At 62.0% G+C, this 13,758-nt stretch carries 20 protein-coding genes; 12 read left to right on the top strand and 8 right to left on the bottom strand.

Translation table 11 applies throughout. From position 1 onward, the window contains the following. Position 1 precedes the first annotated feature (1 nt). On the bottom strand, positions 2-1,390 hold the full coding sequence (locus ABIE49_RS36965; RefSeq protein WP_192740448.1) for a class II 3-deoxy-7-phosphoheptulonate synthase: 1,389 nt from the start codon (positions 1,388-1,390) through the stop codon (positions 2-4). A 220-nt stretch (positions 1,391-1,610) separates the two neighbouring features. Between ABIE49_RS36965 and ABIE49_RS36960 the strand changes: the two genes are divergently transcribed. The 3 genes from ABIE49_RS36960 to ABIE49_RS36950 all read left to right on the top strand — a co-directional run bounded on the left by ABIE49_RS36960 (position 1,611) and on the right by ABIE49_RS36950 (position 3,654). Beyond that, the gene (locus ABIE49_RS36960) at positions 1,611-2,513 is read left to right on the top strand and encodes an alpha/beta hydrolase family protein (protein ID WP_192740449.1); all 903 of its coding nucleotides are present in this window, start codon (positions 1,611-1,613) and stop codon (positions 2,511-2,513) included. A gap of 707 nt (positions 2,514-3,220) precedes the next feature. Beyond that, positions 3,221-3,379, top strand: a complete 159-nt coding sequence (locus tag ABIE49_RS36955; protein WP_192740450.1) for a hypothetical protein — start codon at positions 3,221-3,223, stop codon at positions 3,377-3,379. Positions 3,380-3,396: 17 nt separating this feature from the next. Continuing rightward, positions 3,397-3,654, top strand: a complete 258-nt coding sequence (locus ABIE49_RS36950; protein ID WP_192740451.1) for a hypothetical protein — start codon at positions 3,397-3,399, stop codon at positions 3,652-3,654. 94 nt (positions 3,655-3,748) lie between these two features. Here the strand turns inward: ABIE49_RS36950 and ABIE49_RS36945 are convergent, their stop codons facing one another. Next, positions 3,749-4,117: a PilZ domain-containing protein gene (locus ABIE49_RS36945; protein ID WP_354067710.1), complete on the bottom strand. Its 369-nt coding sequence runs from the start codon at positions 4,115-4,117 to the stop codon at positions 3,749-3,751. Between the two features lie 224 nt (positions 4,118-4,341). On the opposite strand from ABIE49_RS36945, the gene ABIE49_RS36940 reads away from it, so the two are divergent. The 5 genes from ABIE49_RS36940 (at position 4,342) to ABIE49_RS36920 (ending at position 5,831) form a co-directional block, all read left to right on the top strand. After that, positions 4,342-4,527: a hypothetical protein gene (locus ABIE49_RS36940; protein ID WP_192740453.1), complete on the top strand. Its 186-nt coding sequence runs from the start codon at positions 4,342-4,344 to the stop codon at positions 4,525-4,527. A 78-nt stretch (positions 4,528-4,605) separates the two neighbouring features. Continuing rightward, positions 4,606-4,833: a hypothetical protein gene (locus ABIE49_RS36935; RefSeq protein WP_192740454.1), complete on the top strand. Its 228-nt coding sequence runs from the start codon at positions 4,606-4,608 to the stop codon at positions 4,831-4,833. A 166-nt stretch (positions 4,834-4,999) separates the two neighbouring features. Next, positions 5,000-5,188, top strand: a complete 189-nt coding sequence (locus ABIE49_RS36930) for a Blp family class II bacteriocin (RefSeq protein ID WP_192740455.1) — start codon at positions 5,000-5,002, stop codon at positions 5,186-5,188. Between the two features lie 170 nt (positions 5,189-5,358). Next, the gene (locus tag ABIE49_RS36925; protein WP_354067167.1) at positions 5,359-5,688 is read left to right on the top strand and encodes a hypothetical protein; all 330 of its coding nucleotides are present in this window, start codon (positions 5,359-5,361) and stop codon (positions 5,686-5,688) included. 17 nt (positions 5,689-5,705) lie between these two features. Then, entirely contained in the window at positions 5,706-5,831 is a 126-nt protein-coding gene (locus tag ABIE49_RS36920; RefSeq protein ID WP_354067166.1) for a hypothetical protein, read from the top strand. 393 nt (positions 5,832-6,224) lie between these two features. On the opposite strand, the gene ABIE49_RS36915 is transcribed toward ABIE49_RS36920, so the two are convergent. Both ABIE49_RS36915 and ABIE49_RS36910 read right to left on the bottom strand, forming a co-directional pair. Then, the gene (locus ABIE49_RS36915) at positions 6,225-6,536 is read right to left on the bottom strand and encodes a HigA family addiction module antitoxin (protein WP_192740456.1); all 312 of its coding nucleotides are present in this window, start codon (positions 6,534-6,536) and stop codon (positions 6,225-6,227) included. A 10-nt stretch (positions 6,537-6,546) separates the two neighbouring features. Then, complete coding sequence (locus ABIE49_RS36910; RefSeq protein WP_354067165.1) at positions 6,547-6,834, bottom strand: type II toxin-antitoxin system RelE/ParE family toxin; 288 nt, start codon at positions 6,832-6,834, stop codon at positions 6,547-6,549. A 151-nt stretch (positions 6,835-6,985) separates the two neighbouring features. Here ABIE49_RS36910 and ABIE49_RS36905 point away from each other — a divergent pair, with 151 nt between their 5' ends. Beyond that, positions 6,986-7,393: a c-type cytochrome gene (locus tag ABIE49_RS36905; RefSeq protein ID WP_192740457.1), complete on the top strand. Its 408-nt coding sequence runs from the start codon at positions 6,986-6,988 to the stop codon at positions 7,391-7,393. A 303-nt stretch (positions 7,394-7,696) separates the two neighbouring features. Here ABIE49_RS36905 and ABIE49_RS36900 read toward each other — a convergent pair whose 3' ends face one another. Continuing rightward, positions 7,697-8,737, bottom strand: coding sequence for an IS110 family RNA-guided transposase (locus ABIE49_RS36900; protein ID WP_192740894.1), 1,041 nt, complete (start codon positions 8,735-8,737; stop codon positions 7,697-7,699). 308 nt (positions 8,738-9,045) lie between these two features. On the opposite strand from ABIE49_RS36900, the gene ABIE49_RS36895 reads away from it, so the two are divergent. Continuing rightward, the gene (locus ABIE49_RS36895; RefSeq protein ID WP_502916013.1) at positions 9,046-9,300 is read left to right on the top strand and encodes a DUF3551 domain-containing protein; all 255 of its coding nucleotides are present in this window, start codon (positions 9,046-9,048) and stop codon (positions 9,298-9,300) included. Between the two features lie 111 nt (positions 9,301-9,411). On the opposite strand, the gene gor is transcribed toward ABIE49_RS36895, so the two are convergent. The 3 genes from gor to rpiA form a co-directional block, all read right to left on the bottom strand. Then, entirely contained in the window at positions 9,412-10,800 is a 1,389-nt protein-coding gene (gor, locus tag ABIE49_RS36890) for a glutathione-disulfide reductase (protein WP_192734721.1), read from the bottom strand. A gap of 136 nt (positions 10,801-10,936) precedes the next feature. Next, the gene (locus ABIE49_RS36885) at positions 10,937-11,482 is read right to left on the bottom strand and encodes a DUF2059 domain-containing protein (protein ID WP_192734720.1); all 546 of its coding nucleotides are present in this window, start codon (positions 11,480-11,482) and stop codon (positions 10,937-10,939) included. Positions 11,483-11,507: 25 nt separating this feature from the next. After that, positions 11,508-12,200 (bottom strand): ribose-5-phosphate isomerase RpiA, encoded by a 693-nt coding sequence (rpiA, locus tag ABIE49_RS36880; RefSeq protein ID WP_192734719.1) that lies wholly within the window; start codon positions 12,198-12,200, stop codon positions 11,508-11,510. Positions 12,201-12,345: 145 nt separating this feature from the next. On the opposite strand from rpiA, the gene ABIE49_RS36875 reads away from it, so the two are divergent. Both ABIE49_RS36875 and ABIE49_RS36870 read left to right on the top strand, forming a co-directional pair. After that, the gene (locus ABIE49_RS36875) at positions 12,346-13,032 is read left to right on the top strand and encodes an HAD-IA family hydrolase (protein ID WP_192734718.1); all 687 of its coding nucleotides are present in this window, start codon (positions 12,346-12,348) and stop codon (positions 13,030-13,032) included. A 143-nt stretch (positions 13,033-13,175) separates the two neighbouring features. Next, complete coding sequence (locus ABIE49_RS36870; RefSeq protein ID WP_192734717.1) at positions 13,176-13,643, top strand: hypothetical protein; 468 nt, start codon at positions 13,176-13,178, stop codon at positions 13,641-13,643. Positions 13,644-13,758 lie beyond the last annotated feature (115 nt).

Genomic DNA, 13,758 nt, shown 5'->3' with positions numbered 1-13,758 from the left:
GTCAGAAACCCGCTGCGGCCGGTATCGGTTTGACCTTGCCGGCGCGTTCCTGCTTGAGCAGTTCGGCGATCAGGAAGGCCATGTCGATCGATTGTTCGGCGTTCAGACGGGGATCGCAGACCGTGTGATAGCGGTCGTTGAGGTCCTCGTCGGTGATGGCACGGGCGCCGCCGATGCACTCGGTGACGTCCTGCCCGGTCATTTCCAGATGAATGCCGCCGGCATGGGTGCCTTCCGCCTGATGGATGGCGAAGAACGACTTCACTTCCGACAATATCCGGTCGAACGGACGGGTCTTGTAGCCTGAATTCGAGCTGATGGTGTTGCCGTGCATCGGATCGCACGACCAGACCACGACGCGCCCTTCCCGCTGCACCGCGCGGATCAACGGCGCCAGATGATCGCCGACCTTGTCCGAACCGAAGCGGTTGATCAGCGTCAGCCGGCCCGGCTCGTTGTCGGGATTGAGGATGTCGATCAGCTTCAGGAGTTCATCGGGCTTGAGCGACGGGCCGCATTTCAGGCCGATCGGGTTCTTGATGCCGCGGAAATATTCGACATGGCCGTGGTCGAGCTGGCGGGTGCGGTCGCCGATCCAGATGAAGTGGCCGGAGGTCGCGTACCAGTCGCCGGTCGTGGAATCGACGCGGGTAAAGGCCTGCTCGTAGCCCAGCAGCAGCGCCTCGTGGCTGGTGTAGAAATCGGTGGCGCGAAGCTCGGGGTGGCTTTCGAGATCGAGACCGCAGGCGCGCATGAAATTCAGCGCGTCCGAAATACGATCGGCCAGTTCCTTGTAGCGGCGTGACTGCGGCGAGTCCTTCAGGAAGCCCAGCATCCACTGATGCACGCTGCCGAGATTGGCAAAGCCGCCGGTCGCGAACGCACGGAGCAGGTTGAGCGTCGCCGCCGACTGCCGATAGGCCATCAACTGGCGCTGCGGATCGGGGATGCGTGCCTCGGGCGTGAACGCGATGTCGTTGATGATGTCGCCGCGATAGCTCGGCAGCTCGACGCCATTGATTTTCTCGGTGTTCGAAGAGCGCGGTTTTGCAAACTGCCCGGCGATGCGGCCGACCTTCACCACCGGCAGCGCGCCGGCATAGGTGAGAACGACGGCCATCTGCAGCAGCACGCGGAAAAAGTCGCGGATGTTGTTGGCGCCGTGCTCGGCGAAGCTCTCGGCGCAGTCGCCGCCCTGCAGCAGGAACGCTTCGCCGGCGGCGACGCGCGCGAGCGATTTCTTCAAATTGCGGGCTTCACCGGCAAACACCAGCGGCGGAAAGGTAGCCAACTGCGCCTCGACATCAGCCAATACCTTGGCATCGGGATAATCGGGCACCTGCAGCACCGGTTTGGCGCGCCAGCTATCGGGTGTCCACCGCTCGGACATGACGTTAACTCCTGAGCAAAAACCGCGACTTACCCGCGGTCACGAAGGGCCGGGTTATACACAGGGCGATGGCCAACCGCCATTAGATTTCCACCTGCCCCGTCAAGCCCTTGCGGGTCTCCCCGTCAAGCCTTGCGGGCCTCCCCGTCAAGCCCTTGCAGCAAAAGCCTAATTCGCATTTGTTAGGGCCAAATCGCGAAAGCGAGGAAGGAAATCGCGGGTGGCCGAGCTGGGGCTGGACGACGTATTCATCGACGATATCACGCTTCCCGCGGCGGATGGCTATCCGCTGGGGGCGACGCTGTTTTTGCCGCGCGGAGCCAAGCGCCACGCCGTGCTGATCAATTCGGCGACCGCGGTCCACCGCAAGGTCTATCGCGGCTTTGCCGGCTACCTCGCCAAGCGCGGTTGCGCGGTGCTGACCTATGACTACCGCGGCACCGGCGACTCGCGGCAGAAGTCGATGACCGGCTACAACCAGCCGAAATCGCTGGTCGGCTTCAAGGCCTCGATGTCGGACTGGGCCGCGCAGGATGTGACCTCCGCGGTGGCCTGGATGCGCGAGCGCTACAAGGCGCTGCCGTTTGCCTATGTCGGGCATTCCTTTGGCGGCCAGGCACTGGGCCTGCTGCCGAACAACACCGAGATTTCGCGCGCGCTGTTTATCGCAGCCCAAGCCGGCACCTGGAAACTGATCGCGATGCCCGAGCGCTATCGCGTCTATGCGATGCTCAATGTCGCTGTCCCCCTCACCCGCGCGTTCGGCTACACGCCGGGCTGGCTGGGGCTCGGGATGGACATGCCGAAGGATGTATTCCTGCAATGGGTCTCCTGGGTGATGAGCCCGCGCTACATGTTCGACGACAAGAATCTCGCGGCCTTGCAACATTTTCCGAACTACAAAGGCGCGTTGCGCGCGCTGTGCATGTCTGACGATCCCTGGGCGACGCGGCCGGCGGTGGAATTGCTGTGCTCGGGATTTACGTCGATCAAGCCCGAGATCATCACGGTGACACCAAAGGACACCGGCGCCAACCGGATCGGCCATTTTGGTTTCTTCCGCCCCGAACATCGCGACACGCTGTGGCGCGGGGCGGCGGAATGGATCGAGGCGGCGGGGTAGCGTGTTGCTGTCGTCCCGGTCACTCGTCGTCCCGGCGAACGCCGGGACCCGCGTGATCTCTCGGTGAAGGGTCGGTAGCAGAGACCGTTCGCAAAACTTCTTCCTGTGGCTATGGGTCCCGGGTCAAGCCCGGGACGACGGCGGTGTTTGTTGTTGCACCGTCTTTCAAACGCAGTTTCGCATTCTCGCGGCCTGATATGCCCGAGCTTTGCCAGAAACTTCCCGCCCTTTCATAGAGAGGGCGCAGGGAAGACCGGGTGCGCGCTGCACCCGCGGTCTCGTGTGCGGTTTGCACTAAGTAGGCTGCACACGAGCATACAGGGCAGCGGAGAACACCCGGCCTTCCCTGCGCAATGGCTTTACGGCTTATGCCGTGATCTCCCCGGAGACGAGTTCTTGGTTGACTCCGTCGCTGCGGGTTCAGCTCGCGCTTCTCCGGCAACTTGACGCCTGCAACGGGCGCCAGGACCACACGGTTTTGCCGTACGCTTATCGGCGCCGTCGTCGAGGCGTAAAAAAGCGTCCACCGCAACCCGTCCAACGTCCGTGACGACGGCCGACGCCCTCTGAGTGGGACGGGATGGCCAAAGATATATCCCTTATTTTCATTCTGGTAAACAGAAATATTTTTTATTTTAGAGCTTGACATCGATTCTGCAAATCAGAAGTGACCTGCCCGTCGAGACCGGTTTTGGCGCTGAAACGTGATGAGCATCACAGCCGACCACAACACAAACGCGAAGCGTTTTGCGCAAGAGATAAACATCCGTTCATCAACCTTGCCGGCAGATTATTCCTTCATCCCGGAGACATTCATTCGGGAAAAAGTGGAACATGCGCGCGCACCGCGCATTGATTGCCGATAGCCAGGAGGAGAAACACGATGTTCAAGAAATCCCTGATCGTCGCGGCGTCGCTCGCGTTGGCTTCGTCCGCCTTTGCGCAATCCGGAACCAAATCACCTGGCGCATCGGATAGCTCACCGGGCCATCAGATGCAGAGTGCCAAGAAATCAACGGCTCCGGGTGCGTCGGAATACGCGCCAGGTCACAAGATGAAGGCCGCCAAGAAGTCGACGGCACCGGGGGCATCGGAACACGCGCCGGGGCAGACCACGGGCAGCGCCACAAAGAAGAAATAGGCTCGCTCGCGAGAGCGACACGACGCGGAGGCCCGGCACCCAAAGTGTCGGGCCTTCGTTTTGCACATGGCAAGATTCAGGTCCGCAAGGCGGGTCAGGCTTCCGCCTTCACGCGCTGAGCTGTGTCGAACAGGTCCGCCTGCGCATGGGGCTCTACGGCAGAAAGGTCGTTGACCGGCCCTGCGCCTGCTTTGCCGGCGCTCAAGAACTTCACGCCGTAGGTCTTGCCGCGGCGCCAGACGACTTCACAGGACTGGTGCTTTGGGCGATCGCGCACCAGCGCCAATCCAAACTTGTCGCGGACATCGATCGCGACATCGGTCACGATCCTTGCGCCGCCCGGCGATACGTCGAGCACGAAGCATTCACGGTTGGTGAGGCCATCATCCACCGTCATCCAGGCCGGCTGCTTGTGCAGTTGCCGGCGCGGTTCGCGCACCACCTTTGGCTTAAGGGCATCCATCGTCACGGGTGACATCCGTTGGGTCAGCAGACCACCAACTTGAAGGCAGGGCCGTAAGGTTCCCTTAGCGGTTTAACGGCGCATTGAATCGAAGTTTACGGATTTGCAGCCGCGCGCCATAGGGGGCGGCCGGCATTGTGACGTCGGTCACAGTCGCTGACCGGCCGCTGTGGTTACTCCATCACCATCGCAAGTGGCTTTGCCACCAATGAATGGAGACTGACATGAACACCGACAATCGCGAACTCAACGCCATCGAACTCGACGCCGCGAGCGGCGGCATGAAGTGGACGCCCGGCACCAAGAACCCCGACGTGATCGACGCCCGCGGCGGTCAGTTCTCGTTCCTCGGATTGACCTTCACCTTGGACGTCAGAGGCAACATCAGCAGCGTCGGCCCGAGGCCGTAACCCCGGCGCGGCGCGGCGTGGATGCCCACGCTGCCGCCGCATTGCGGAACCGATAGTACCTGAGGGAGTTTTATTTCCATGACCGAACCATTGCCATTGCTTATGGAAAATTCGATCCAGATCGCCTGGGATTATCTCGAGGGGACCGGCGAACTCGGCGATGCAGAAGTCGCAGCGCGCTTCCTGACGGATGCCGTCGAGACTCTGATCCGGCGCGGCGAAACGCGAAAGCTGATGCTCGCGAACCGGGCGATCGACGCCTACAAGCGGTTCAAAGAAGAGCGCCTGTTGTCGCTGGTGTCCTGAACCCACCTGCCGACGGCAGCCCGCATGAGCACCGCGGCATGCGGGCTGATGGGTGCTCCGGCTTTCCCTGTGTGATTCAGCGCACGGTTGATCTTCACAACGACGGCTAGTCTGCCTGCATGACGCGCGATCACCGCGCGTCCTACGGACACAACGGAGCGGGACAATGACCAACGAAATTCGCGAACTGAATCTGAGCGAGCTTGCGACCGTCAGCGGCGGCACGGACCCCCTGCGCCTTCTGGCTACGGTGTCGCATTTGCAGGCCAGCACCGCGAACGACGCGTTGGCCGGTGCGCTGGCCGGCGCTCTGGGCGGCGCGGGGACAAAAGGCCCGTCGCGCAAGATTGGCTGACAGCAGGTAGCCCGCATGAGCCCCGCGATATGCGGGGACCAAGACCCGGATGTCGCGTTGCTCATCCGGGCTACGTCTACGGCGACAAATTAGACGAAGGTGCTGTCGCCGCCGTGGGAACCAACGCTTCGATTCAAACTTGAATCTGCGTTCCACGGAGTGCCCAGACCATGACTGGAATGCCGTTAACCGTGCCCTATGGCGCCGATGAAACGCTCTATCTGGTGATGGATACGTTCGGTCCGAGGGACTTGCAGCTTCAGAATCCGATCGAGCGCCCCGATCTCGACACCGTGATCAACGACCTGATGCTGGCGCGCTTCAACAACCCGGTCGGAATCTACGCCTTCAACACGCTCGAACACTGGACCGCCGACATCTCCAAAAATGTCGCAGAGGAAATTCAGTGTCGCTGTGATATTGAGGGAGCTCCGGTGCCGGCGCATCTCGAAGACTTTGTTGCGAACAGCCTGAGCGACGTTCGGACCCGGAAGCCCTAGATGGATTGGAAGCACCAATGAATTGGGTTTACTGGAATACGTTCTGGTCGCTGGTCGTCAGCTCGATCTGGTTCATGACCATCGTCTCGCATCCCGACTCCGTCGTCGTCGACAGGCATCCGTCCAAGCCGCCTGTCCGCTAGCGCATAAAATAGGCACTGCCAAAAAAGCAGCAACTCCGCTCCCCGCGGAATCCCGGACGCGCGTGCCGCGCGCGGAAATGCCGAGCATCAGGTGCGTGGGCCAAAGTTCGGTCGGAAGCGTGCACGAACGCCCCGAACTCCTGAATGCGCGCTAGGATTGCAGGCGGTCAGCGCCGAAACGTCGATGCAGGGAAACGCAATGACACCGTAGTGATACGGAAGACAAATCACCCGCAAATCATTTATGCACGTACGATGGAAATCGCCCTCACCGTCATGCTCGCCTTCGTCGGCATCGCCTCCTGCGCGGTCGTGATGATCAGGATGTGGGGCCCGGAGGCATTGGCTTTCCGGAGAAGGTCGCCGCGGGATCCGAAGTAGCGCGCACGCTGGTCAGGCAACGGCCAACGTCGGGATGTTCTTGATATCCTCTCCAAGTTCCCGCTCGGCTTGATCCAAATCGTACCGCTTTTGCAGATTGAGCCAGAGATCGGGACCGTTGCCGCACAACTTTCCGAGCCGCAACGCCATCACCGGGGTAACCGGCTGCTTCTCTTTCAGGAGATCATACAACGTCTGACGCGACACGCCGAGCAGTCTGGCGATCTCTGTCTTGGGCCGGTCGAGAGCGGGCAAAATCTCCTCTCGAAGAAGTTCACCGGGATGCATCGGCGGCAAACCACGCTTCGGAAGCTTCTTGGTCATGGCTTGATCCTCAATGGTCGTCCTCCAGATCGACGTCGAGGGCATCGCCTTCGATCCAACCGAATGTAATGCGCCAATTTCCGCTGGCGCTGACCGCATAGCGCCCCCGATCGCGGCCGACCAGCGCATGAAACCGGAACCCCGGTAAATTCATGTCCTCTGGCCGCGACGCGTCATCGAGCGCCCTCAGCATATTGGCGATCCGTTTCAGGTTCTGAACGCTGAGCCGGCGCCCGTCCCCGGTCGCGAAAAAACGTTCGAGAGCCTTGTCCCGGAACGAGCGGATCATGAGCGACATGTAAGGCAATACCTTACGATCGTCAAGCAGTACCTTACACGAGGCCGCGCTCTTCTTTCGCCTCGTGAGCAGCCGATTGCGTCACGGCCAGGGAAACCTTCGCTGCCTCGCGCGTTTGTTTTGCTGGGCAAGGGAATACGGAGGACGGCCGATGCGAAGCCTGGTTCCAGCCTTGGCCTTGAGCGGGATGGCGTGCCTGATGTTGTCGTCGTCGGCCGCATCGCAAACACAGGCCCAAGGCGCGGATGCTGCCGCCGGCCAGCAGGCGTTCAACAATGCGTGCCGGACCTGCCACACGGTCAAGGAGGGCGATAACCGGCAAGGCCCAAATCTGCACCGGATTATGGGGCGGAAGGCAGGATCGCTGCCGGACTACGGCTATTCCAGCGCCATGAAGGAAGCAGGCTTCGCCTGGGACGCCGACAAGCTCGAGCGTTTCATGGCTAACGCCGATGCGGTCGTGCCCGGCAACACCATGAAGCCGTATGGCGGTCTCGCATCGGCGGACGAGCGGGCGAAGATCATTGCTTATTTGCAGTCGGGCACGGCCGGTCAATAACTGGCTGAAGGGTTCCCGGATTTCGCGGCGCTCATCCGGGCTTCTGTAACGGGCCTCGATTAGTCAATCCCTTTTGCGTCATCCGCTCGCCGGGAACTTGCTTCTGTACGGGATCGGCGCAAGGGCCGTCGCCTGATGGGGTTCGTAAGAGGATAGGTCGGCCAATCTACGGAAGCGTGATCACATCGTTCGATGTGTCGACATCCCGGATGTCGGCCTGACCTGATCCATCGTCCCGGCGAAGGGACTTCGCTTCGGGAAGGCTGGTGTCGTGACCCGCCCGAAAACCTGTCGTTTTTGCTCCTAAGCCGTTGCAGCGTTAGCCTTGGTGGCCGGATTGAAGGGCGCACCGTCCTTGAGTATGCGATGCATGATCACGGCGAGCTTGCGGGCCAGCGCGACCTTAGCCTTGTTCATGCCGGCCCGTTTGGCGATCCGCATCGCCCAGCTCTTGAGCTGCGAACATCCCTTGATCGGCTTCGTCAGCATGATGTGAGCGGCCTGGTAGAGCGCCTCGCGCACGGAAGCGTCGCCGATCTTGCTGATCCGGCCCGATCGGTCGGTCTCGCCGGACTGGTGCTTCTTCGGCGTCAACCCAAAATGCGACCCGGCTTGCTTGGAGGATGTGAACCGCGCGGGATCATCGATCGCTGCGGCATAGGTCAGTGAGATGATTGGCCCCACCGCAGGCGTCGACATCAACAACCTGGCCTTGGCATTCATCAGCGACATCCTGCCTGCCCGCTTCTCGAAGGCCTTGAACTCGCTCAGCAGGACGGTCCGCACCTTGAGCAGCGCTTCTGCGATCACTTCCAGGTTGGGATGCCCCTTCACCAACTCGTTGATCCGTCCAGCAAAATCTGTTCCCGTCGTTTTGCCGACCTTCAGCCCAAAGCCGCGCAAGATCCCGCGCAGGCTGTTCTCGACGTCCAGAAGCTTGCTCTGAACCAGCTTGCGCGCCGTCAGCAAGGCTCTCACTTCCTGCGCCGCCACCGACTTGCAGTGAACCGGCCGGAACCAGCCCAGCCGCATCAGTTGCGCGATCCCCCGTGCGTCATTGCGGTCCGACTTCACTGGCATCGCCTTGAACGCGTCGTGCACGTGCCGCGTCTCCAACAGCTCAACTGCGAGCCCAGCCTGCTTCATCACCGCGTACAGCCATTGCGACAGCGGCCCAGCTTCCAGCCCGATCCGGCCCAGCCCGATCCCGAGCGAGGTGAACCAACCGATCAGCGCCGCCGGCTCGCTTGCCACCTTGCTCTCGCGGAAAATCTTGCCGTTCCCATCAACAACGCACACGCTTGAGCATTCCAATGACACGTCGATTCCTGCATAATACTCCATGGTCGTCTCTCCTTGATGCTTGGAGCGAGGTCCATCCTCGACTCCGTAAACACCATCCATGTGAGGGACGACCGCCCGCCTTCCAAGCAAGCCGCGCGAAGCGCGCACCCAACAGCGCCGTAGCAAGCGCGGCTTGCTTGGAAGGCAGACCGGGGCCCGTTACCCCATCTACGTGCGCGCCCGCTTCACGTGTGAACCTATCGGGAATACATTGACCTGGATCAATACTGCCGGCGGTCCAAATGCACCGGTGTTGTGCCGACTTCGAGGAAACTCCAATGCGCACTTTGGCTTTGACGATTTTGACGATGAGTATCGCCCTGGCAGGCGGGCAAGCCCGGGCTCAGACATATGGCCCAGGTTTTTACGGTCCCCAGGCTTATGAGAGCGTTCGGAATAGCTACTGCTTGCAAGGGCGCGTATGGGGCTATCCGGGGAATTGCCAATTCTCCAGCTACGCCCAATGCATGGCCACCGCGAACGGTACCGACGCCTATTGCGGGATCAATCCCCACTACGCCTTCGCACTCCAGCGGCGCGGCGACTATCGACCCCGATACTGAGCGGCAGTGAAGCAATGTTGCTGCAGTAGCTGATATCTCGTCGACAGCATCGTTCTCGGGGCGCCCGGACCGCTCGGCGGATCATGCGCGCCCATCCGGGCTACGCGCGCCCTACTCCGCCGCGGCTTCCCGCACGTAGCGCGCCGTCGGCGTCCGCATCGTCACCAGTTCTTCGGCCGCGGTGGGATGCAGCGCAATGGTGGCGTCGAAATCGGCCTTGGTCGCTTTCATCTTCACGGCGATGCCGACGGCTTGCGTGATTTCGGCGGCGGCGTCGCCGACGATGTGACACCCGAGCACGCGGTCGCTCGTGCCGTCGACCACGAGCTTCATCAGCACGCGGGTGTCGCGGCCGGACATCGTCGCCTTGATGGGGCGGAAGTCGGTCTTGTAGATATCGACGTGGCTGAACTGCGCGCGGGCTTCGGCTTCGGTGAGGCCCACGGTGCCGACTTCGGGCTGCGAGAACACCGCGGTCGGGATGGTGGCGTGATCGACCTGCACCGGGCGCTTGCCGAACACGGTGTCGGCGAAGGCATGGCCCTCGCGAATCGCCACCGGCGTCAAATTGGTGCGGTGGGTGACGTCGCCGATGGCGTAGATGTTCGGCGTTGAGGTTTTCGACCAGGCGTCGACGGCGATGCCGCCGTTCTTCGGATTGATCGCGACATCAGCGGTCTCCAGCCCGAGATTGGCGACGTTGGGATGGCGGCCGATCGCGAACATCACCTGGTCGGAGGCGATGCTCGACCCGCTCGACAGGTGCGTGGTGAATTCCTTGCCTTGCTTGTCGACCTTGCTGATGGTGCAGCCGGTGATGATGTTGATGCCCTGCTTCTCCATCTCCGCGCGCACATGCTTGCGCACGTCCTCGTCAAAACCGCGAAGGATGTTGTCGCCGCGATAGATCACGGTGACGTCGGCGCCGTAGCCCTTGAAGATGCCGGCGAATTCGAGCGCGATATAGCCGCCGCCCTGGATCACGATACGCTTGGGCAGTTCGGTGAGGTGGAACGCCTCGTCCGAGGAGATCACGTGCTCGATGCCGGGAATTGCCGCGCCGTGGTTGGGCCGGCCGCCGGTCGCGATCAGAATGGTTTGCGCCGTGATTTTCTTGCCGTCGGACAGGCGCAGCGTGTGGGCGTCTTCCAGCACCGCGCGGGCCTTCACCACCTGCGCGCCTGATTTCTCGACGTTTGTCGTGTAGATGCCTTCGAGCCGGGCGATCTCCTTGTCCTTGTTGGCGACCAGCGTCTTCCAGTCGAAGGAGATTTCGGGGATGGTCCAGCCGAAGCCGGCGGCGTCCTCGATCTCGTGACGGACATGCGAGCCGATCACGAACAGTTTTTTCGGCACGCAGCCGCGGATCACGCAGGTGCCGCCCATCCGGTATTCTTCGGCCACCATCACCTTGGCGCCGTAGCCGGCGGCGATGCGCGCGGCGCGGACGCCGCCCGACCCGCCACCGATGACAAACAGATCGACGTCGTATTCAGCCATGGCCTACTTTCCGCGAGTGGCGAATAGTGAATGGCGAATGGTGCGTTGCGAATAGCGAATAGTGAGCCGACCCCGCTTCGCTATTCGCTACTCCCTATTCGCCATTCGCCCTCTACCGCCATTCGCCTCTACCAGCTCAGATTTCCTTGCCGCGCTTCCTCATCTCGGTGCGGAACTGGCCGTTGATCACCTCGGCAAAGGACTGCGCCCAATCGTTCATATAGGCCATGCTGCCCGAGATCGCCCTCGGTTCGTTCAGGATCAGTTTCTGGCCGAGCGGCGATTTGTAGAACGTCACCAGATCCTTCAATTCCTGCTCGGTGAATTCGTTGGCGTAGATCTGCGCCATGCCGTCGCCGATTTCCTTTTCACGGCCGGTCAGATTCTTGGCGACGATCACCGCGACCTCGTTGAGGTCCTTCTGGTAGTTGAGGTTGGCCCCGAGCAGCACGTTCTTGGTCTTCTCGACGAGGCTGGGAATGGCGTTGGCGTACATCGCGACCGCGTTCTTCATGGTCAGGATTTCCTTGGCCGCGGCGATTGCGGCGGGCGACACCGGCTTGCCCGGTACAGTCACAGTGGCCGCAGGAGCGTTTTTCTGCTGCGCCATGGCCGGCGCTCCGATCAGCGCCAGCGCCACCGCGAGACCCGCAGCCGACAAACTTCCCGAAAAACTCTTCATTCCAATTCTCCTCAAAGATTCGGCGCTATCGCCGCTCAACTACGCGAATTCCCTGTGCGCCGGCCAGCACGGCCGTGCGGGCCAGGCCAATGAACAGACCGTGTTCGACGACGCCCGGGATCACGCTCAACAAGCCTGCCAGTCGGGGCGCATCCGGTATTTTCCCAAGATGGGCATCCACAATCCAGTGGCCGCCATCGGTGACAAAAACGTGGCCGTCTTTGGCCTTCCGGACCTCCATTTGCCCGGAAACGCCGCTTTGCGCAAATGCCGACAGGATCGCCCGCTGGGTCGCTGCAAGCCCGAACGGGATCACCTCGACAGGCAGGGGGAAGCGGCCGAGAACATCGACCCATTTGCTTTCGTCGGCGATCACGATCATGCGATCGGAGGCCGCCGCCACGATCTTCTCCCGGAGCAGCGCACCGCCGCCGCCCTTGATCAGATTGAGCGCGCTGTCGCACTCGTCGGCGCCGTCGACGGTGAGATCGAGGTGGTCGATCTCGTCGAGCGTGGTCAGCGGCACGCCGCAGGCCTGCGCCTGTGCGCGGGTCGCCTCGGAGGTCGGCACACAGACAACGCGCATGCCCATTGCGACCTTCTCGCCGAGCAGGTCGACGAAGTGTTTGGCGGTCGAGCCGGTGCCAAGCCCGAGCTTCATGCCGTCCTGTACATGCTCCAGCGCGCGCGCCGCCGCCTGCCGTTTCAATGCGTCCATGTCCACGTGGATATGCCCTTTGAAGATCCGCCGGTCTGGCGGCGCATATCTAGCGTCGTTTGGGCGGCAGGAATAGCGCTAACGAGGCCAAATCGGGCCTATCGAACCCTTGCATCATCGCGCCCGGGCCGGTAGCGAATGCCGAATGACAGCTTCCCGCACCCTCGTATTCGATCTCGACGGCACGCTGGTCGATACCGCACCGGATCTGATCAGCGCGCTCAATTTCGTGCTTCATCGCGAGGGCCTCGCCCCCGTGCCGCTCGCCCGCGCGCGTAACATGATCGGCGCCGGCGCGCGCAAGCTGATCGAGCGCGGCCTCGAACTCGAGGGCCGCACCATGAGCGTGGACGACGTCAACCGGCTGACCAGGGATTTCGTCGAATATTACGCCGCCCACATCGCCGACGAATCGCGCCCCTTCGAGGGGCTGGAAGCGGCGCTGGATGAACTGGAAGGACAAGGCTTTCGCTTTGCGGTCTGCACCAACAAGCTGGAATGGCTTTCAAAACTGCTGCTCGACAAGCTCGACCTCAGCAAGCGGTTCGCCGCGATCTGCGGCGCGGACACTTTTGGCGTCTCAAAGCCCGATCCGGTGATCCTGCAGCAGACGCTGGCCCGTGCCGGCACGCAGCTCGCGGGCGCCATTATGGTCGGCGATGCCGGTCCCGATATCGGCGTGGCCCGGCGCGCGGGCATTCCGGTGATCGGGGTCGAATTCGGCTACACCGACGTGCCGATTGCCGAGTTGAAGCCGGACCGGCTGATCGGCCATTTTCGCGAGCTGCCCGCAGCCGTGAACAGCCTGAACGGGGCCGCGACAACCTCGTAACATACTGATTTATATACGCTATCTTGAGAGCTACTGAGCCGGATTAACCATTCTTTAGTGAATCTGCACGGTGCGGTTGCAGCCCTGTTCTCACGCTCCTATGGTCCGGATCGGGGATTGTGGCTGATCGCCGCAGGTGAGTGATGATCATAGGTCGTGTGTTTGCGATTGCCGTCGCCGGAGTCTCTCTGGCCGGCTGTTCCTCGTTTTCCATGGATTCCTTCAAGCCGACGCCGCCGCCGATCCAGGTCCAGCTGGAGTCGGTGCCACCAGGGGCGGATGCCACCACCTCGGTCGGACCGGGCTGCAAGACCCCCTGCTCGGTTGCGGTCGCCGCGCCCGACGCCAACTTTACGGTCACCTTCGCGATGCCGAGGTTCCAGCCGGTCACGGTTCCCGTTCAGGTGATCCGCGACCCCGGCGACTTCACGACGCCCGGCTCCACCACGATCGATCCCAATCCCGTGATCGCCGAGCTGAAGCCCGAAGGGCCGCCGCCGCGCAAAAAACCGGTGCGGCCGAAGAAGAAGCCGAAGCCTGCGGCGGCCGCGCCCGCCGCAGGCTCGCCGTTCCCGAGCCCCGCCGCGCCGGCGACGCAGCCCGCCCGCTGACCGAAAGCTGTGGATTGTAGCGGTCTTGCTTCGTGCCTATATGCCGGCTCGGATTGAGATCAGAACCGGAATATAAGTCTTTCGTTTTAACGCAGTTTCTTCACGCGAACCGGTA

The organism is Bradyrhizobium sp. OAE829 (assembly GCF_040546575.1).
In the GTDB taxonomy this organism is placed as follows: domain Bacteria; phylum Pseudomonadota; class Alphaproteobacteria; order Rhizobiales; family Xanthobacteraceae; genus Bradyrhizobium.
This window is presented reverse-complemented; position numbering and strand designations above follow the sequence as displayed.